Annotated in this window: 16 protein-coding genes and 1 pseudogene; 10 read left to right on the forward strand and 7 right to left on the reverse strand. The window is 44.2% G+C overall.

Going from position 1 to position 20,560, the window contains the following annotated elements; genetic code table 11:
- Positions 1–243 precede the first annotated feature (243 nt).
- The 3 genes from AC2VOY_RS00580 (at position 244) to AC2VOY_RS00590 (ending at position 4,085) form a co-directional block, all read left to right on the forward strand.
- Positions 244–2,337: a phytase gene (locus tag AC2VOY_RS00580; RefSeq protein WP_491831673.1), complete on the forward strand. Its 2,094-nt coding sequence runs from the start codon at positions 244–246 to the stop codon at positions 2,335–2,337.
- A gap of 163 nt (positions 2,338–2,500) precedes the next feature.
- Positions 2,501–3,115, forward strand: a complete 615-nt coding sequence (locus AC2VOY_RS00585; RefSeq protein WP_491831675.1) for a glutathione S-transferase family protein — start codon at positions 2,501–2,503, stop codon at positions 3,113–3,115.
- A gap of 31 nt (positions 3,116–3,146) precedes the next feature.
- Complete coding sequence (locus AC2VOY_RS00590; protein WP_491831676.1) at positions 3,147–4,085, forward strand: CorA family divalent cation transporter; 939 nt, start codon at positions 3,147–3,149, stop codon at positions 4,083–4,085.
- Positions 4,086–4,214: 129 nt separating this feature from the next.
- On the opposite strand, the gene AC2VOY_RS00595 is transcribed toward AC2VOY_RS00590, so the two are convergent.
- The 6 genes and pseudogenes from AC2VOY_RS00595 to AC2VOY_RS00620 all read right to left on the reverse strand — a co-directional run bounded on the left by AC2VOY_RS00595 (position 4,215) and on the right by AC2VOY_RS00620 (position 9,864).
- Positions 4,215–6,110 carry a bifunctional molybdopterin-guanine dinucleotide biosynthesis adaptor protein MobB/molybdopterin molybdotransferase MoeA gene (locus AC2VOY_RS00595; RefSeq protein WP_491833085.1) on the reverse strand — a complete coding sequence of 632 codons (1,896 nt, stop codon included), beginning with the start codon at positions 6,108–6,110 and terminating at the stop codon, positions 4,215–4,217.
- A gap of 126 nt (positions 6,111–6,236) precedes the next feature.
- Positions 6,237–6,752 (reverse strand): annotated as a pseudogene (mobA, locus tag AC2VOY_RS00600) (molybdenum cofactor guanylyltransferase MobA); the annotation flags it as partial.
- On the reverse strand, positions 6,730–7,428 hold the full coding sequence (locus AC2VOY_RS00605) for an energy-coupling factor ABC transporter ATP-binding protein (protein WP_491831678.1): 699 nt from the start codon (positions 7,426–7,428) through the stop codon (positions 6,730–6,732). The gene AC2VOY_RS00605 and the pseudogene mobA, both read right to left, overlap by 23 nt.
- Before the next feature lies 1 nt (position 7,429).
- On the reverse strand, positions 7,430–8,128 hold the full coding sequence (locus AC2VOY_RS00610; protein ID WP_491831679.1) for an ABC transporter permease: 699 nt from the start codon (positions 8,126–8,128) through the stop codon (positions 7,430–7,432).
- Positions 8,129–8,139: 11 nt separating this feature from the next.
- A complete protein-coding gene (locus AC2VOY_RS00615; RefSeq protein WP_491831681.1) occupies positions 8,140–8,958 on the reverse strand; it encodes an ABC transporter substrate-binding protein in 819 nt (272 codons plus the stop codon).
- An 81-nt stretch (positions 8,959–9,039) separates the two neighbouring features.
- A complete protein-coding gene (locus AC2VOY_RS00620; RefSeq protein WP_491831682.1) occupies positions 9,040–9,864 on the reverse strand; it encodes a formate dehydrogenase accessory sulfurtransferase FdhD in 825 nt (274 codons plus the stop codon).
- Positions 9,865–10,203: 339 nt separating this feature from the next.
- On the opposite strand from AC2VOY_RS00620, the gene AC2VOY_RS00625 reads away from it, so the two are divergent.
- From AC2VOY_RS00625 to AC2VOY_RS00655, 7 genes are read left to right on the forward strand one after another with little or no spacing between them, the layout of a single operon-like run.
- Positions 10,204–10,680: a DUF3305 domain-containing protein gene (locus AC2VOY_RS00625; protein WP_491831684.1), complete on the forward strand. Its 477-nt coding sequence runs from the start codon at positions 10,204–10,206 to the stop codon at positions 10,678–10,680.
- Positions 10,667–13,123 carry a DUF3306 domain-containing protein gene (locus tag AC2VOY_RS00630; protein WP_491831686.1) on the forward strand — a complete coding sequence of 819 codons (2,457 nt, stop codon included), beginning with the start codon at positions 10,667–10,669 and terminating at the stop codon, positions 13,121–13,123. The genes AC2VOY_RS00625 and AC2VOY_RS00630 overlap by 14 nt, the downstream gene beginning before the upstream one ends.
- A gap of 11 nt (positions 13,124–13,134) precedes the next feature.
- Complete coding sequence (locus tag AC2VOY_RS00635) at positions 13,135–13,815, forward strand: TorD/DmsD family molecular chaperone (RefSeq protein ID WP_491831688.1); 681 nt, start codon at positions 13,135–13,137, stop codon at positions 13,813–13,815.
- Positions 13,816–13,818: 3 nt separating this feature from the next.
- Positions 13,819–14,037 (forward strand): transcriptional initiation protein Tat, encoded by a 219-nt coding sequence (locus tag AC2VOY_RS00640; RefSeq protein ID WP_491831690.1) that lies wholly within the window; start codon positions 13,819–13,821, stop codon positions 14,035–14,037.
- A gap of 15 nt (positions 14,038–14,052) precedes the next feature.
- Positions 14,053–16,908: a formate dehydrogenase subunit alpha gene (locus AC2VOY_RS00645; protein WP_491831692.1), complete on the forward strand. Its 2,856-nt coding sequence runs from the start codon at positions 14,053–14,055 to the stop codon at positions 16,906–16,908.
- A 27-nt stretch (positions 16,909–16,935) separates the two neighbouring features.
- The gene (fdh3B, locus tag AC2VOY_RS00650) at positions 16,936–17,556 is read left to right on the forward strand and encodes a formate dehydrogenase FDH3 subunit beta (RefSeq protein WP_491831694.1); all 621 of its coding nucleotides are present in this window, start codon (positions 16,936–16,938) and stop codon (positions 17,554–17,556) included.
- Positions 17,557–17,565: 9 nt separating this feature from the next.
- The gene (locus AC2VOY_RS00655) at positions 17,566–18,645 is read left to right on the forward strand and encodes a formate dehydrogenase subunit gamma (protein WP_491831695.1); all 1,080 of its coding nucleotides are present in this window, start codon (positions 17,566–17,568) and stop codon (positions 18,643–18,645) included.
- A 171-nt stretch (positions 18,646–18,816) separates the two neighbouring features.
- Here the strand turns inward: AC2VOY_RS00655 and panP are convergent, their stop codons facing one another.
- Positions 18,817–20,469 carry a pyridoxal-dependent aspartate 1-decarboxylase PanP gene (gene panP / locus AC2VOY_RS00660; RefSeq protein ID WP_491831697.1) on the reverse strand — a complete coding sequence of 551 codons (1,653 nt, stop codon included), beginning with the start codon at positions 20,467–20,469 and terminating at the stop codon, positions 18,817–18,819.
- Between the last annotated feature and the right edge of the window lie 91 nt (positions 20,470–20,560).

A 20,560-nucleotide genomic window follows, 5' to 3' on the forward strand; every position in this document is an offset into this window, starting at 1 on the left:
AAGTAGTCAAAAAAGCTCAGTGAATCTTAGTTTGTATCTGTAAATAGGCTTGAAAACTGAGAAATATCCGCTTTTGCTGCGCTTAATACTGATAGACAAGTCGCTAAACAAAAGTCCTAAAAGCTCATTACTTGCCTTTTATTAATATAAGCTATTGATTTATATCTTTTATATTTTTAGGTGTCACAAACTTGTCAAATCCAATAGATAGATTGCTAAGCACTATTTATTTGGAGGCAACACATGAAATCTAACGTTTTTTTACCTTTAACTTTGATTGCGACAAGCTTATTAACGGCTTGTGGTTCTGATTCTGACTCAAGTTCTAGCCAAGGCGCCTACACCACAGATACGCTTATAAGTTCAGCGCAGACTAAGACGAGTTATGAAGACATTGGCGATGGCGCGTATTGGCAAAATCCGCAAGATACATCCGAGACCTATTTGTTTGCTACGTTAGAAGGGGATGGATTAGCGGCATATGATGCGCAAGGCGCTGAAACATTGCACCTAGAAAACATTGAACCGACTGGCGCAGATGTGCGCTATCAACTCGCGTCAGATTTTGGCGAAACGGTGGATTTGCTAGCGCTTGCGCTTCCTGAAGAAAGTGCGATTGGTTTTTATAGTATTGCAACCCAAAATAATCAACTGCAACTCACAGATATAGGCCGACTTGATTTAGATATGGCGGCTGAAGGGGTATGCATGTATAAAAATCCAACCAATGGGCAGTTACTTTTGACCGCCATCAGTGAAGCGGGCGTTGCGGCTCAGTATAAGATGCATTATCAAGATGGTAGCATCCAAAGCGTTCTGACTGATTCGCAAGGCATGGCCATTGCTGCGCGTAGTTTAAATATCGGAGGGGAGCTCAGTGCATGTATTGTGGATGATGCCAGCGCAACTTTATATATTGCAGAGCAAGATGTTGGAGTATGGGCATATGGCGCAGATCCTGAAGATATTAACTCGCGTCAACTTGTTGATGGGATTGCGCCATTAGGCCATCTTGGTGAAATCGAAGGTTTGGATTATGTTTATTTAGAAGATGGGCAGGGTTATCTTGTGGTTGGCGATGAAGCCAATGGTTTAACCTTGTATCAGAGCGAAGATTGGCAATTTAATGCGCAATATGTTCCTGAAGGCTTTGAGGTCGTGAAATCCCTCATCACAGGGACAGATGGACTCTGGCTTGCCAATACTGAGCTGGCGCAACCGGTTTATGAAAAAATTACCTATACAGATTTAAATCAAACATCTATGTTAGCCGCAGCGCCGATAGTGAACCCTTTAACTGCCAACGATATTGCAAAGGCGGATGCTGCATTAGTCACAGTTCACGCAGAAACCGAGCCTGTCGAAGATGATGGCGACGCTGCAGATGATCCAGCATTTTGGTATAACCAAGACGCGCCGCAGGAGAGCCTGATCATCGCAACCAATAAACAAGGCGGCTTAGTTGCTTATAATTTGCAAGGGGAAACGTTGCAATACCTAGATCAAGGCGAGCCAAATAATGTGGATATCATCCAAAGAGTGAATGGGTATACGTCGACGCCAATTGCCTTAGGCGCTGCTAGTGATCGCTCTAATAACAGTATTGCACTGTATCAAATTCAAGCACCAAATAGCGGTGCGCCGGTGATCCAAAGCTTGTCTGCGGTAGGAGATAATACACAATCAGGGCAACTATTATCTGAGCTGAATGAAGTGTATGGCTTGTGCATGTATCAAGCCGATGATGGAACGCCGTATGTCTTTATGAATGGCAAGAGTGGCGAGATTGAACAGTGGCGCTTAACGGTTTCTTCAGGCGAGATATCTGGTGAAATAGTGCGTCGTTTAAGTGTGCCATCACAACCTGAGGGCTGCGTTAGTGATCCAACAAGGGATCGCTTATATGTCGGCGAAGAAGATGAAGGCATTTGGATGTTTGAGGCGTCGGAATATGCCAGCACAGAGGGGCAGATGATCATCCAAATCGATGGAAAAAATTTAGTCGATGATGTGGAAGGCTTGTCTATTTATGAAGCCAATGGTGAGCGCTATTTATTAGCTTCTAGCCAAGGTAATCATACTTATGCAGTCTATGATCTTGAGCAAGAACACACTTATTTAGGCTCCTTTGCTTTGGTTGCAGATGATCAAAACGGCCTGGATGGGGCGAGTGAAACCGATGGGATCCACGCGGTTTCTTATGCGATTGATGGTATATACCCAGAAGGCTTTTTCATTGCCCAAGATGGTTATAATGTGAACGCCTTGTATGCGCAAGAAAATCAAAATTTTAAATTAGCCGATTGGCGTGACATCATCAGCGCCTTGAACGAATAAGCTATATCTGATGCAAAACGCTGCCTTGTGAGATGGGCGGCGTTTTTTTATATAAAGACCTGATAAAAATAAAATAGCTTGACCCAACTAAGAGAGAACATATAGTGTTACTCAACTAGTTTTGTTAACAAAGTGTTATCTTTAAGAAGAAAGGAAATCTGTCATGAAATTATATGAAGCACCACCAAGCCCAAGTTCTCGTCGCGTCTCAATTTTCTTAAAAGAAATTGGTGTGGACGTCCCACGTGAAGTGATTGATATTCGTGGTGGTGATAACCTAAAAGAAGAATTTCAGGCGATCAGTGTGAGCGGCAAGGTGCCAACACTTTTACTCGATAATGGCGATTCTTTAAGTGAATCGGTAGCGATTTGTCGCTATTTTGATGCACTGCATGATCATAAAGGTCACCTGTTTGGTGAAACGCCATATGAGCAAGCTAGCATTGAAATGTGGCACCGTGTGTTGGAATTAGATGGTCTTTATCTGGCATTCCAAGCTTTCCGCAACCTGAGCGGAGCCTATAGCGATCGCGAGCGTTGCGTCAAAGCATGGGGCGATGAGTCAAAATTACGCGTAGAAGAATTTTTGCCTAAACTTGAGAAAAGACTGCAAGCGTCAGCCTATATTGCTGGTGATAAGTTTAGTATCGTCGACATCACAGGCTTCTTGTTTGTTGGCGTATGCATCAAAGCGCTCGAGATTGAAGTGTATGGCAAATACCCAGCAATTAAAGCTTGGCACGAAACGCTTGCACAGCGCGAAGCATTCCAAGCATAACTTTTCATCAGTCGTTTAAAATGAGAACAATATGGCAGAGTTTTTAATTGATCACTGGGAATTTGGTCCCCGCGGGGCGATAGCAGCATCACTTGATCACGATATAAATCTCAAGGCCAATCAATGGTGCCATTGTCAGCGCGAAGCCAAAGGGCTTAAAACTTGGATGCGTGAGCAAGGCATTGATTCGGCGGTGATTGAAAGTTTAACCGCGGATGATACACGCCCACGCTTTGAGGTCTATGAGGATGGCTCATTTTTATTGATCTTGCGCGGCGTTAACCTTAATGAAGGGGCGCAGGCGGATGATATGCTCAGTTTACGTCTGTATTGGTTTAAAGATCGTTTGATCTCCACGCGTAAAACACCGTCACGGGCGATTGCGCAAATTCGTGAAGCGTTACGCGAGGGAAAAGGACCAAAATCAATTGCGCTTTTGATCTTAAATATGGTTGAAAGCTTAAACCGTAATATTGAGCAATACTTAAACCAAGTCGAAACAGCATTAGAAAAGCTTGAGGAAGAAGAAAGGTATGATACCGATGCGCTGTATTTTACCCATAAACGCTTATTAAAATTTAAACGTTTTATGAAACCTCAATTTTACGCGCTGAGTGATTTTTATGAAGCAGGGCATCATACCTGTGAAAATTTGCAAGCTAAGCTTAGAAATATCGTCGATACTATTAGCCGAATTAATGAATCGATTAATTTCTATCTGGAGCAAGTGGGGATCATGAAGGCAGATGCGGAGCAAGAGCAAAACGAAATTATGAATCGTAACAGTTATTTATTTACGATTATTGCGGCATTGTTTTTACCTGTGAGTTTCTTAACTGGGCTTTTAGGGATCAACATTGGCGGCATGCCAGGCGTCGACAGTCCGTGGGCATTCGGTATTTTCTGCGTTTTCTTGCTTTTATGTTTTGTGGGTGAATACATCTTATTAAAACGATTGAAATTTATGTGAAAATTAAGTTTTATCGAGGCATTCAAGCTTAATTTTGACCAAACTAAAAGCTGCATTTAGGTATGAAATCTGTACCTAAATGCAGCTTTTTTGTTTTATTTTGAAGCAAATGCTTTCAAGCGTATAAGCTTATAACTTGCCAGATAAAGGCATCACCATCACGATTTCGCCCGCTTTGACTTTTTCAACTTCAGGCGCAATTTGAATGATACAGTTGGCTTCATGCATCGAGCGTAAAATCCCTGAGCCTTGTGAGCCAGTCGATTTCACCACTAATTGCCCTTGGCTGTTAAGCGTATAAAAGCCACGGCTAAACTCAGTGCGTCCCACACGGGAGCGAAGATCTTCTTGCGCAATGGCAGGCAATAGATTTTCTTGCCAATCACTGCGCCCTTGAAGCTGATAAATCGCCGGCTCCACAAAGGTTAAAAAAGCAATTAAGGTTGCCACAGGGTTCCCCGGCAAACCAAAGAAAGGCACTGATTTAGCGTCTGATTTAGTTTCAGTGTACAGATGACCAAAGGCAAGTGGACGGCCCGGGCGCATATTAATCCGCCAAAAATCAATTTGCCCAAGTTTATCTAATGCAGCTTTAATATAATCTGCATCGCCAACGGAAACCCCACCCGAAGATAAAATCAAATCAGCTTGCTCGCTTGCCTTGGTTAAGGTGTTTTCAATACTGGCTTGATTGTCTTCGATGATCCCAAGATCTACTACATCACAACCAAGACGTTGCAATTGCCCCGTCAGGCTATAGCGGTTGGCATCATAAATACTCGCATTGGCAAGAGGCTGACCGGGCGCTGTCACTTCATCACCGGTTGAGAAAATAGCGACTTTAAGTTTGGCGCGTACCTCAACGTGAGCGATACCAAGCGAGGCGAGCATGCCCATTTGGGCAGAAGCAATTTGTGTGCCTTGGGCAAACACAAGTGCATCTTTGGCTAAATCTTCCCCAGCTTGGCGCACATGTTGGCCGGCTTTAAAGGGCAAGACTTTTTCAGAGAAAGTGACCTTGTCACCTTGTAAGTCTGCCAGTTCACGCATAATGACAGTATCTGCGCCTTGTGGCATTGGCGCGCCTGTCATAATTTTTAACGCTTGGTTTTTCCCAAGCACTTTATCACTCATTTGGCCGGCAAACACAGTGCCGATACACTCAAAGGTTAAACCATCTGAATGAGCCTCAAGGTTGACAAAATCTTCACTGCGAACCGCATAACCATCCATCGCGGAGTTAGTATGCGCTGGGACATTAAGTGGGGAGAAAATATCTGTAGCTAAATGCCGGTGATAACTTTGCTCAAGAGCTAAGCTCTCAGATTTTTGGTTAGCGATTGGTGCTAACGTTTGCAAAATGCGTTCGCGTCCCTCGGCAACCGATAAAAATGCAGGGGAAAGCACGTCACATTGATTGGAAGTGGATGGCGCTGCGTTTTGCACTGTTACGGCTTGCTTTGATGTCACGCAGGCTGGCGCCGCTGTTGATTTTGACTGCTTGGCCCATTCTTGGACAAAGGTGGCAATCGCATCCAAGTCATTTAATTCTAACTCAGGCAAAGGCTTATCTAAAAATGGGTGCGGCAGGGATTGGCTATCATGACACACAGCAATGATATTTGGATCAAACGGATAGAGCCAAGGTTTATCTAAGGCTTCACGGTGCAGTTCAATTTTTGGAAAGCTTAAATTTTTACAGCCTTCGACTAAGATCAGATCAAGCGCTTGATGATCAAAGCGATCAAGAAGATCAACAAACTGGGCTTCCGCCTCTGGGGTTTCTGTCATCAATACATAACGATTACGTGAGGCAATCAGCATTTGACCTGCGCCAGCTTTACGTAAGCGATAGCTATCTTTGCCCGGTTTGTCGACATCAAAGGCATGGTGTGCATGCTTAAACATACCTATTTTCAAACCCGCAGCCGTCAGTTTTGGCAATAACTGCTCTAAAAGGGTCGTTTTACCTGTGCCAGAATAAGCGGCAAAGCCAAGGATTGGCGTCGGCATCTTTTCAATCATGGTTTGTGTTTGCGCGTCGCGGTTCTTTCGTGCTTGCACGCTGCGCATCACTTCGGCGTGATTTTTCACATCTTCTTGCGTATTGAGATTAATAAAGGTTTCGCGCGCATCACTAAAATCAACTTCAATAGTGGTGGCATCTTTATATAAATCAATGATTTTTCTTTGACCGCTGGCTAAAAATGCTTCGAGTTTAGGTAAGAGATCACGACGAAAGAGGGTAAACACAGGCTGATAAAAATCACCATCATGGGCAACTAAAATTTGAGCATCACTTTGGTTTGCATCTTGATACGTTTTGACAAAACGCTCGGCAAGATCGGCAGGAATATTTGGCCCATCACAGGGAATAAAACCAACCCAAGGCTGCTCGCCAGCCTGTTTTAAGCCAGCCAGCATGCCAGCTAGCGGCCCTGCAAAATCTTTTGATTCATCACTAAAAACAGGCGCATATTTTTGATAGGTCTCAAGATTGCGGTTCGCATTGATATAAATTGAATCAGTTTGCGGGCTTAAATGGTGCAGAATATGGCTTATCATCGGCTCTTGATTGAGCATGATAAGACCTTTATCTTGACCGCCCATGCGGGTTGCACGTCCACCTGCGAGAATGACCCAATCAATTTGCGATGCTTTTAACATATTGTTTCTCTTGAATAATTTGTAAAATAGGAACGTCGGTTAAGCTGTGATCTTTTATTTCCCATTGGCGTTGGCATAACTCGGTTAATGCATTTTGCTGATGGCTTGTGATCACAAGGCTTGTGCCGCGCTGAAGTAAATCTTTTGCCAATAAGACTAACCGAGAGATGGACTCTTGATCAAGTGATGCGCTGGGTTCATCCATTAATAAAATTTGCGGATGGGTGACCCAAGCTCTAGCCATTGCCACTCGCTGCTTTTCGCCACCGGATAAAATGCTGATATGCTCGTGGGTTAAATGTTCTAATCCAACACGGCGAATCGCATCCAATACTTTCGCCCGTTTGTCACGTTTTAAGCCAGATTCAAACCGAATGGGGTAATAAATATTTTTAAAAACTGTGGTATCAAATAGGTATGGGCTTTGATGGAGATACACGGCTTGGTGGTTGCGGCGTCCATAAAACTGTTGGTACCAAGGGGATAAGCCAAGGACTTTCCCTTGAGTGGGCTTTATCAGCCCAGATAAGATCTTTAATAAGGTGGTTTTACCTATGCCATTGGCACCAGTAAGGTAGATTGCCTCGCCAGGGCTGAGTGACAACTGAGGAATGTGGAACAATAGGCGATCATTAAAAGACATCACCACATCTTGTAGCCCTAATGGAAAAGTCATATCAAGTCCTTAAATACGATCGACCTTTGGTGACGCTCAGACCAATGTTTAAAATCAATGCCAAAATCAATAATACGATCCCAAGCGCAACCCCTTGTGCAAATGCACCTTTTTGACTTTCTAAAGCGATTGCTGTGGGGATATTTCGGGTGCTGCCTAAAATATTGCCACCTACCATCATCGAGCAGCCAACCTCAGTGATAATACGAGAAAATGCGGTGATAAGCGCGGCAAAAAGGGCAAAACGTGTTTCCCATAACAGCGTCATCGCAATGCGTGGGTAAGACACGCCAAGGGTGTAGGCGGTTTCTATCGTGCGGCGATCACTTTGTGTAAACGCAGCTTGCATCATCGCGGTTAAAATAGGAAAGCAAATAAAAGCTTGGCCGAGAATCATGGCTTTTTGAGTAAAGAGCATTTGCCAATCGCCTAAAGGTCCTGCGCGTGAAAGCAAGAGATACAGGAGTAAACCTATGACGACGGTAGGGATGGCTTGCATGGTTTGAATGGCAGATAAAATTAGCCATCGACCGGGGAATTTACAGTAACTTAAAATAAAAGCCGCAAGAATCGCAGGTAAAGCGACGAATGCGAGAGCGGTGATGGATACAGAAAAGGATACCCATACAATCTGCCACAGGTGCGTGTCAAATTGTATGAGTAGCGCTATTGCATCTTGTGTGGTTTGCCAAAGTTGCATAGCGTTAGTCGTTATTTACCGTCATAGCTTGCAGTAAATAGCTGTTGGCCTTGTACTTGATAGCTGTTGATGAGCTTTTGACCTTCATCAGAAATCAACCAATCAGAAAAAGTGCGCGCGCCTTTCGTGTTTAGGCCATCATAACGAGCAGGGTTCACCAAGATCACTTGATACGGGTTAAATAGCTCAGCATCCCCTTCAAGCACGATTTCAAGATCAAGTTTTGCTTGATACGCAAGCCAAGTGCCACGGTCGGTTAGTGTGTAACCTTGCGTTTCATTTGCCATGGTAAGCACAGGGCCCATGCCTTGACCAATTGAGCGATAGTTTTCAAACTCTGGCGTTGCATTAACACTTGCCCATAAAGCTTTTTCTTTTTTATCTGTGCCGCTGTCATCGCCGCGAGAGATAAAGGTTTGGTTTGCTGCTGCAATTTTTTCAAGCGCTACGGCTGCTTTGTCAGTGCCTTTGATTTTTGCCGGATCGGCTTTAGGGCCAACAAGCACGAAGTCGTTATACATTAAATGGTGCGGCTCAACCCCAAAACCTGCATCAACGAAGGCTTTTTCAGAAGCTGGTGCGTGCGTAATAACTAAATCAACATCGCCATTTTCACCCATTTTCAAAGCTTTACCTGTACCGGTCGCCAGTACATCGACTTCATAACCTGTATCTTTTTTAAACTTAGGTAATAAATAATCTAAAAGCCCAGAGTGATAAGTACTCGTTGTTGTCGCAAGACGAATTTTTGGAAGCTCAGAGTTATCTGTGGCGGCGTGAGTCAAGAAACTTGCGCAAAGGAGTAAAACCGCTGCAAAACGAGATTTCATAAAATGATCCTTATTCATTGTGTTGTGAAAGAAAAGATTTTTTAAAACGAGAGCCGTCCTAAAAAGTTGAAACAATACAGCTTATTGGTCACCTTTAACATCAAAGATGATTTTTTCTGCGCCAGTAAAGACTTGAAAACGTAAGCCTTTTGCTCTGGCTATGGTAGTGATACCAAATTTTTGAGCTAAATCTAAACCCATTTGTGTCACCCCTGAACGAGACAATAAGACAGGGATCCCCATCTGCGCGACTTTAATCACCATTTCAGAGGTGAGGCGCCCAGTGGTATAAAAAATTTTGTTATTTCCTGAGATTTGCTTGAGCCATAACTCACCTGCAAGGGTATCGACTGCATTATGACGACCGACATCTTCGACAAAAGACAAGATTTTGTCATCTTCACATACTGCGCAGCCGTGCACCGCACCTGCTTTTTTATAAGTTTGATTAAAATGAGTTAAGGCTTCTAGGCAAGCGTAGATTTGAGATTGCTTGAGCTCGGTTTGAGGGACTTGATAATCTTCCAAACTTGCCATGACGTTGCCATACATGGTGCCTTGACCGCAGCCTGAGGTGACGGTTTTTTTCTCAAGTGCTTTGTCTATGTCTTGGGTTTGCTCGCTGGTGACGACCGCTGCGCTATGTGTGTCCCAGTCAATAATCACAGATTCCAGTTGACTCGGATCGCTTAAAAAACTCTGATTTTTTAAATAGCCTAAGACCAGCTCTTGCGGACGCGCACCTAAGGTCATCAAGGTCACAACTTCCTTCCAGTTTAATAAAACCGTTAATGGTTGTTCACATGCGATCGACTGGGTCATCGCTTCGCCATATTCATCCACCACGGCTACTTCTTGAGTGAGGCTAGGCTTGGTTCCGGTTTGAATAAAGTGAGGTGTTTTCAAAAGAGCATCCTTTTCGTCAGTGGCGGCTTTAAGTGACAGCACAAAGAGTATAATGAGAAGTATTTTTAAAAAACTAACTAATTGATATTTAATTGATCTTGATCAATTCAAATGACCAATTGGGAGCATGTCCAGGTAGAATGATAAAGTTAATATATACTAATAGACGTATTATTCAATTTATTGAATTAACAATTCTTTTGGTGTTCAAAAAATGTTCAGTTAAGTTAATATTCTATTATTTAAATAGGCATTTACTTGATTTTAAGTTAAATTCTGTAACATTAGTTTTTTTATGGATATCTCTTTGTCAGGTCAAAATGCATGCGGGAGTGAGCAATGCAAAAAACATCGGCGCAATGGCCAATCGTTTGTGAGTTAATCAAACAAACCTATCAAATTAGCCGTTGGCAGAGTGAAGAGTGGCAATGGCAGGGCGTGATATTAAGCCCGCAAGATTTTGTCCACGATGCGAATGTAAATTTAGCAGATGACAGTAATCGCGATGCTGCCTGCTATCAAACCAGTTTGGTGCTTGAGCTCTTTCGTGATGAGCGTATGGATTATCGATTTAATTTATCCTCTACACAGCCAAAGCTCTTCTTAGTTTTAACCCAAGATGAGCATAAAAAAGCCGTCAAGCTTACTGCCTCTCAAGCTAGCGCTGCCGCTTATATGGATGCGGATTATCAAGTTTTGGCGTTAGATATGCCACTTGCTGTGCAGATTTGGATGGAAGCATATATGACCAAGCATGGCGAGTTAGTTGAAGTGAAAAAGAAAAAATACCGAGGAGTGGGGCGTGCCAGCCAATAATGATGGATCATTAAATGAAGGGCGTTTACAGCGATGGATAAAGCGAAAAGCATCGCAAAATCAAAACGATATTAGCCCTCAAAAAGAAAAATTGAACCATTCCCAAGATAACCTCATCGCGTCATCCGATTCCAATCACAAATTACAAGAGAATGAATCTCATTCTAATATTGAAAATAATACTCAATTCGCATCCCAGTCAGATAACACTTCTTCTACGTTAGATTCTGAGCAATCACTCTCAAGCAATACAGATTCAACCCCCAAAGAGTCGCTTGATTCCAGTATTAAAATTTCCTCCCCACGATTAGAAGATCTTAATTTATCAGATATTTTCCATGGTGGTGATTTTGATGCGATCGACCCACTCGATAGCTATAACTTAGATTATTCGAATATTCCCAAATTAGACAAAGCCTATGTGGAAGGGCTTGCGGTTTGGAAAACGTTGCAAACCAGTGTAGAAGATAAAGCAAAGGATGCGGCGCCATCCCATCACGTTGACAACTCTGAGCCTTTCGTTGCAGATGTTTTGTCTATATCAGAGCCTTCCCAGATGCTAGATCAAGAGCCAATGACTATGAGCCTATATCAACAATTAACCGATGAGGCGCATGCCTTATATCACCCATCTCGCAGTGAGGCATTTTTATACACGCCTGAGGTTGAGAACTTAAATCCAGTCTCGGTTGAGTTTCAATCCAATGGTAATTTGCTCCTCACAACTGAGCTAAGTTGGCTGCTTGCACAAACCGATCTGAGTTGGCTCAATTTGCTTGCCGCGCAGATGACAAGTTTGTATTTAGTCGTCTTAAATCAAGATGAAATTGCTTTATCCGAAGTGCTTAAGCCGCTTCACCTAGATTCAACAATTGAACTTATTTCAGCGCAAGAAATAGACTTATCAGGGAGTTTAGGCGCGTTTATCGCGCGGATCAAACCCTCGTCCGAGAGTGATTTTATAAGCTTAGCACCTGCTTTTATTGGTCAATCTGGCTTTGATTTAGTCCTTGATATGACAACAAAAGGTTTATTGCCTGCTGCATTGCCGGCGCTGGGGTATTATCCGGTTGGTCGTGGTTATCCAAAACTTGAGCAAGCGCTTGAGGAGTTGCCAGAGATGATAGGCGCTTTTGATAAGCCAAAGTATTTTGATTTAACGCCTGAGTTGTGCGCGCACAGCGTCCGCGGCCTTGAAGGTTGCACTCGCTGCATTGATGCATGTCCGGCTGACGCGCTTTCAAGCGTTGCCAATGATCGCGCAGGATTTGATATTCAAATTAATCCCAACTTATGCCAAGGCATTGGCACATGTGCCAGCGCCTGCCCAACCGAAGCGATTCGTTATATTTACCCACAAGCGCAGCAAACCCAGAACTTTATGCGTCGTTTGCTCGGCAATTTCTTAGCCGCAAAGGGGCATGCACCTGTGGTGCTGTTTTGCAGCCAAGCGCATCAAGAATATAACCAAATGATTTTACAAATGTTGCCTGCGCGCGTGTTGCCGATTGAATTGGAAGAACTGCCTAGTGTGGGCATAGATACTTGGTTTGAAGCCTTAACCCATGGCGCGGTGCAAGTCGCTTTTGCTGCCAGTTTACGTATGCCAAAGCAAGTTAGAGATGTGCTAGAAGCGCAAGTGGCACAAGCCAAAACGTTATTAAGCCAACTTGGCCACAGTGAAAAGCGCATTGATATTTGGTATATGGAAGAAATGCGTGGTCAGTTGCCAGAATTGTTTGAAGAAACGCTGCCACTGCGCTGGCCAGATACGGCGCCAAATGCGCAGATCCCAAGTCTTGATATTAGCCCAATGCCCATTGACCAAGGGCGCAAAGGTAAAAAGCAAGAGTTTGATTTTAAAGCTGCTGCTAAGCCAAAGCCAGTGGTCAAACCAAAATCACCGAAACGCATGCGTTTATTTGAATCATTAGATGCGCTGGCCAATGCTGCGCCGAGTCTGCAAGCAGAAGATGCGATTAAGGTTTACCCGATGGCGCAAGGCGATGCTTTTGGCACCTTAAGCTGCAACCAAGATTGTACCTTATGCATGAGCTGTGTCGCGGTTTGTCCGACAGGGGCTTTAAAATCCGGCGTGAATGAACCTAAATTACAGATATGCGAACAAGATTGTGTGCAATGTGGTTTGTGTGAAAAAGCTTGTCCTGAATCTGCGCTTGAATTAGTCCCACAAATGAACTGGGATCGCAATTTACGCCGTGGCGTGCAAGTTTTGCATCAAGAAGAAGCGGCATTATGTTTGCGTTGTAGTAAACCATTCGCGCCAGCGTCTATGATTAAAATGTTGACCGAAAAACTAGCTGGTAATTCTCACTTCGCGACGCCTGAAGCACAAAGACGTATTTCGATGTGTGAAGATTGCCGCGTGAAAGACAAGATGGAAGAGCTGATTGCCGATCCTGCCAAGCAATCACGAATTTAATTGGATAAAACATGACTCAAGATCAAACTAAGCCGATGCCGGGCCCTCAAAAAGAACAAGATGCGCAAGATATCGCAGGCTTATACCAACTCTTTGCTGCTTTATTTCGTCAAGCCCCAAGTCAGGCGCAGCTAGACTTTTTAAGCGATTTAGACACAAGTGCAGTGCTGGCAAGCGATCCACTTAAAAAAGCAGCCCAAGTGTTAGCCAAAAAATCAGCGTCGCTGACACCAGCACAAATCAATGACGAGTTTTTTGAGCTTTTCATTGGCCTTGGGCGCGGTGAAGTAGTGCCGTATGCATCATGGCATTTAACCGGCAGTTTAATGGAAAAACCACTTGCCGAGCTAAGACAAGATCTGAAAATTTTAGGCTTTGAGCGTCAAGATGATGTCAAAGAGCCAGAAGATTCAATGGCTGCAATTTTAGAAGTGCAAGCCTATTTGATTTTAGATGAACACCCAGCCCAAGCCGGCTTTTTTAAACGCCACTTAGCCACTTGGGGTGAAAGTTTGATTCACGAGATAGAAAAAGCAAAATCAGCGGACTTTTATAAAGCCTTGGCTGGATTTTTTAGCGTTTTTTATCAAGATGAAAAGTTACGCTACACATTAAAACTTAACAAACAAGCGTCTCAACAGATCCAAGTTCAAACGATTGATACGCACGATACACTGGAAGATAAGGAATAAAAGATGACAGAGGATAACGCTCAAGATCAAGCGAATGTTGATCAAAGTCGTCGCCAATGGCTAAAAGGTGTGGCTGTGCTTGCCGGTGCAAGTGTTGCCACTACAGTGGTAGCAAAAGAGATGACGACCACGCAATCGCCTAAGCAAGACAAAAAGCAAGACAAAATTGAAAATCACTATCACGAAACCGCACACATTCGTGATTATTACGACTCACTGTAGGCTTAGGAGCTCCTTATGAAACTAACCAAGCGTAGTGATACGATTGAGTCGCCAAAAGCGCAAGGACTCAGCCGTCGTCACTTTTTAAAGTCAACCTCAGTGGCAGCGGCAAGCTCAAGTTTGTTTGCGCCAATGATGATGCAAAAAGCTCAGGCCAGTGAGCAAGACATTGATCACGATGCCAAAGTTGAAATCAAACGCACTATTTGTTCACACTGCTCCGTTGGTTGCGGGATTTACGCCGAAGTACAAAACGGCGTCTGGACAGGGCAGGAACCTGCCTTTGATCACCCATTTAATGCTGGTGGTCACTGCGCCAAAGGTGCTGCGCTGCGTGAGCATGGACGTGGTGAGAAGCGTCTAAAATACCCAATGAAAATGGTTGATGGCAAATGGCAACGCATTGATTGGGAAACCGCGATTGAAGAAATTGGCAATAAAGCGCTACAAATTCGTGAAGAATCAGGGCCTGATTCGGTTTACTTCTTAGGCTCTGCAAAACACAACAACGAACAAGCCTATAGCTTTCGTAAAATGGCGTCGATGTGGGGCACAAATAACGTCGATCACCAAGCGCGTATTTGTCACTCCACCACAGTATCAGGTGTTGCCAACACTTGGGGCTATGGCGCCATGACCAACTCGTTTAACGACATGCATCACTGTAAGTCGATTCTTTTTATTGGCTCCAACCCTGCCGAAGCGCACCCGGTTGCGATGCAACATATCTTGATCGCCAAAGACCGCAATGATTGTAAAATCGTGGTCGCCGATCCGCGTCGCACCCGCACCGCAGCTAAGTCTGATCATTATGTAAGCTTGCGCCCAGGCACAGATGTCGCCTTTATTTGGGGCATTTTGTGGCATGTCTTTGCTAACAAGTGGGAAGATAGCGAATTTATTCACCAACGCGTGTTTGGTATGGATGAGATCCGCGAAGAAGTTGCCAAATGGACGCCAGCAGAAGTTGAACGCGTCACTGGCGTGCCTGAAGCAGATGTTTTCCAAACCGCAAAAATTCTTTCAGAGCACCGCCCTGGTTGCGTCGTCTGGTGTATGGGCGGCACACAACATACAACCGGTAGTAACAATACTCGTGCTTACTGCGTACTTGAGCTCGCCCTTGGCAACATGGGTAAATCAGGCGGTGGTGCGAATATCTTCCGCGGGCACGATAACGTACAAGGCGCAACTGACTTAGGCGTGTTATCTCATGACTTACCAGGCTATTACGGCCTTGCAGAAGGTGCATGGCAACACTGGTGTGGCGTCTGGGGGATTGAGTATGAATGGCTAAAATCGCGCTTTGATCAAACCGAATATAATGGCAACTTGCCGATGAATAGCGCAGGGATTCCCGTCTCGCGTTGGATTGATGGCGTGTTAGAGGACAAGTCGAAAATCGAGCAAAACGATAACATTCGCGCTATGTTCTATTGGGGCCATGCGGTCAACTCGCAAACCCGTGGTCATGAAATGCCTAAAGCGATGCAAAAGCTAGATATGATGGTGATTGTGGACCCATATCCAACCGTTGCATCAGTATTAAACGGTCGCACTGATGGCGTGTATTTATTGCCTGCTACGACTCAGTTTGAAACTTATGGCTCTGTCACCGCATCAAACCGCTCAATTCAATGGCGCGATCAAGTGATTGAACCTTTGTTTGATTCAAAGCCTGACCATGAAATCATGTACTTGCTCACCAAGAAACTTGGTTTTGCCGACAAATTGTTTAAAAACGTGCGTATTGAAAACAATCAACCTGTGATTGAAGACATTACCCGTGAATTTAACCAAGGCATGTGGACCATTGGTTACACAGGTCAAAGCCCAGAGCGTTTAAAAGCGCACCAACAAAACTGGCATGTGTTTGATCACGATAACCTCGAAGCCAATGGTGAAGTGTCAGCGCTCGCCGGCGAAACTTATGGTCTGCCATGGCCATGTTGGGGCACGCCAGAGATGAAGCACCCAGGCACGCATATCCTTTATGACACATCTAAGCCGGTTGCAAAAGGTGGCGGTAACTTCAGAACCCGTTTTGGGGTGTCGTTTGAAGGCAAGAGTTTGCTGGCTGAAAAAGGCAGTTTCCCTGTCGGCTGTGAAATCGAAGAAGGCTTCCCAGAATTTAGCGACAAGCTATTGAAGCAGCTTGGTTGGTGGGACGAACTCACTGACGCTGAAAAACAAAGCGCAGAAGGCAAAAACTGGAAAACCGACCTTTCTGGCGGCATTCAACGCGTGGCGATTAAACACGGCTGTATTCCATTTGGTAATGGCAAAGCGCGTACGATTGTCTGGCAGTTCCCAGATCGCGTGCCACTGCACCGTGAGCCGCTTTATACTCGCCGTCGCGATCTCGTGAAAGATTATCCAACTTGGGATGATAACGCAGCGATTTTCCGTCTGCCGACCTTATATAAGAGCATCCAAGATCAAGACAAATCACAAGAGTACCCAATTATCTTAACCACTGGTCGTTTGGTGGAATATGAAGGGGGCGGTGAAGAAACCCGTTCAAGCCCTTGGCTAGCAGAACTACAACAAGAGATGTTTGTTGAAGTTCACCCGCAAGACGCCGCAGAAAATGGCTTTAATGATGGCGATGATGTGTGGGTTGAAGGCGCGGAAAAAGGCCGCGTGAAGGTCAAAGCTATGGTGACTGAACGTGTTCAACCTGGGCTTGCCTTTATGCCATTCCACTTTGGTGGGCATTTCCAAGGTGAAGATTTACTCGACAAATACCCTGAAGGCACAGCGCCTTACGTATTAGGTGAATCTGCAAATACGGCAACCACTTATGGTTATGATCCTGTGACGCAAATGCAAGAGACAAAAGTCAGCTTGTGCCATATCAGCAAAGCATAGGATGCCTTCAAGGTTTAGGAGAAAACAATGGCTAAAATGAAATTTATCTGTGATACCGACCGTTGCATTGAGTGTAATGGGTGTGTCACAGCATGTAAAAATGAAAACGACGATGCGCTTCAATGGGGCATCCAACGTCGTCGCATTGTGACCTTAAATGATGGTCAAAAAGATGAAGTGTCCATCTCAATTGCGTGTATGCATTGTGATGATGCGCCGTGTATGCAAGTCTGTCCAGCAGATTGCTTTAACCGCACTGAAGACAATATTGTGCAGCACGACAAAGACTTGTGCATTGGTTGTGGCTATTGCTTGATGGCTTGTCCATTTGGCGCGCCACAATTTATCCAACATGGCGCGTTTGCAGAGCGTGGCACTATGGATAAATGTACTTATTGCTCGGGCGGTCCAAATGCAGAAGTTGGCTCAGAAAAAGAGCGTACTTTATACGGCGCAAACCGTATTGCAGAAGGCAAGCTTCCAATGTGCGCGTCACTTTGTTCAACCAAAGCATTGATTGCGGGTGATTTACCTGTGATCCGTGAGGTGATGGACAAACGTCTTGATATGCGTGGGGATAAGGTTGCTTTAGCCATGCATGAAAACGATCAACAACTCAAAGCCAATCTTGGCTATGATGCAAGCTAGGAGGCAGTAATGAAATTATTCAATATACGTGCTTGGGTTGTGTTGGTTTGCTCGACCTTGTTATGGCTGAGTATGCCAAGTTTTGCGCAAGAGCAAGAAGCAGCAAAACAAGACAACAACACTTTCTCTGAGTCGGTTGCAGTTGGCACGGCTGAACGTGAAATGACTAGCCTTGGTGGCAAAGAATTTTTCGAAGAAGCCAAAGGTGGCGCAGAGGGTTACACCACTTCTAAATCTATGGAGCATGGGATTGCGGTGAGTCCACCAAGCGAGCTATGGTTTAAAGTGAAAGAAAAGTGGATGTCTCCGCTAGGCGCTTTGGCTGTTTTTGGCAGTTTGGCTATGGTGATTGCGGCATACTTTATCGTTGGCCCATTGAAGCTGTCTGCGCCAAGAACAGGGCGTAAGATCAAACGTTGGTCACGTTGGGATCGTACTTTGCATTGGTCGATGGCGTTCACTTTTTTGACTTTGGCATTTAGTGGCCTTACCCTGACTTACGGTAAGTTTATCATTAAGCCAATCGTACCGACGGATGTCTGGGGTGCAATTATTTATGGCGCCAAGCAATATCATAACTACATTGGTCCAATCTTCTTTATTTTATTAACCTGTGTGCTATTAAAATGGTGGCGTAAGAGTTTATTTAATAAAACCGATATTGGTTGGATGCAAAAACTTGGCGGTATGGTGGGTAAGCATAAAGGGACGCATCCATCGGCTGGTTTCTCCAATGCAGGGGAAAAGCTTATCTTCTGGATGCTGATTTTCTGCGGCTTCGTGGCAGGTATTTCTGGCTTTGTGTTGGATTTCCCTATCTTTGGCCAAGGACGTCGTGATCTTGATGTCGCCAACTTGCTTCACATGCTGACGGCGCTTGTGCTGATCTGCGGCTTTATCTTCCATATTTATATCGGTTTATTTGGTATGGAAGGCGCGCTTGAGGGCATGGTTACCGGTGAAGTCGATGAGACTTGGGCAAAAGAGCACCATGATCTTTGGTATGAAGAAGTCAAGCATACTGCAAAAGCGGCAGATGACGCAGATGTAGAAAAGACCAAACTCGACTCTGATACACCAAAAGCTTAATTTTAACAAGGAGCCTTAGCTTGCTAGGGTTCTCGTTTCGTTTAGCTTTATCAGAATTGAGTCTTAGGAGCACTAAGTCTTATATAGAAAAACCGCAATGGTATTGATTCCGTTGCGGTTTTTTATTGTTTTGGATTTAAACGCATTGTATTTTGAGCGACTTTCTTGCTTTTATATCGCTAGAATTTCATCCACTAATGCATTGATAGCTGGCAAAGCTTGGATACTGGTTTGTGCAATTTCGATTTGCTCTGCCAAGACAGATTGCAAGATCTCTTTTGTCGTTAACGGGTTGGCTAGCACAACACGTAACACATTCGTTTTTTCAAAGTTATATTTGGCAGGGGTCAGCAAAGTACGCGAAACAAAGGATTTTCCGTTTTCGCGCTGAATTTTTTGAATAAACTGGGTCAACAAGTTGAGCTCTTGGTGCAATGCTTGTGCTTGCTCTGGCGTTGCTACTTTTAGCGCTTGCTGAACTTTTTGCGGCACATAACGGTAAGTTAATAGGCAAAGCTCAGGTTCGGAGATCAGCTCAAAATCAGGGTGCTGTTTGATAAGATCGGCAAAATATTTCGCTTTTTCGATACTTTCATTGATAAGTAGCTCATACCCTGGGCGACCTAAAATATGCAAACTTGCATAAACAAGCATCGCAATTCCAGAGCGCGAGCCTTCTAATGTATATGCCCCCAAATCTTTAGAGCCTTGACGCAAAATATATTCTGCGTGATGTTCAATAGCTTGCATCGATTGTGGGTTTTTAAACAGCACCATGCCAGCGCCCATAGGTATATACATTTGCTTATGTGCATCTATGGTGACGGAATCTGCTAGCTCAATGCCTTTAAGCAAATGACGGTATTTATTCGACATTAATGAAGCGCCGCCCCAAGCTGCGTCGACATGAAAGTGACAATCATGGGCACGTGCAATATGGGCCATCTCAGTTAAAGGGTCCACTGTGCCGGTTTCAGTCGTGCCAGCCACACCAATAATCGCAAAAGGTTTGATCTTTTTAGCTTTCAGAGCGACAAGTTTAGCCTCTAAGTCATCTAAGCAAATTTGATTTTTGGCATTAGTTTTCACCGCGACCAAGTTTTTTTGCCCAATGCCTAACACATTCGCCGCTTTTTTCAGTGAATAATGGCCACGTTCCGAGACTAAAATGGCAAGATCCTGATAGCCATAATGACGCATCGCAGCCAGCAGGCCTTCTTGACCGACGCCTGCAAAGTCCCCATCTGCTTTTAAGGCTTGATTGCGCGCAACCCACAACGCAGTAATATTCGCCACTGTGCCACCCGAACAAAAGGCGCCAAGCGGGTGGTTTGCATCGTGCATCCAAGTTTGATAGAAACTGTCATCTTGTTGATATATAAGGTGATGGAGCATGCCCAAAACTTGGCGCTCAAGCGGTGTGAATGCCTTTGAGGTTTCGATTTTGACCAAGTTTTGATTCAGTGCAATCATGATTTTTGAAAGCGGCATCAAAAAATACGGTAGGGCCGACGTCATATGACCGATAAAACTTGGCGATGAGGTATGCACTGAATGGGCAACCAAGGTATCGAGTAAATACTGGCTATGATCGGATACAAAACTTGGCAGCTCAGGGATCGCAGCTCTAGAAAAATCTTTTTCGATTTCCGATAAAGGTTTTTCTTCAGCCACAATATGATCATTTAAGAATTGATTGAGGTTTTGAGAGATGTGTTGTTCAATTTGACTTAATGTCGAATTTGCAGCCTCTGGCACTGTAAATATTCGCAATAGGCTTTCAAAGTTTACATCAACATCTTTATTTGAATTTGTAGTTTGCACTTGCTGCATAAGCCTTTTTTATTATTACTATCAAGCGAGCTAACTTATATATCCTTTAACTATTTTAGGGATAAAAATAAATAAAAGTCTC

The sequence above is a fragment of the Vibrio sp. KMM 9700 genome (assembly GCF_058545285.1).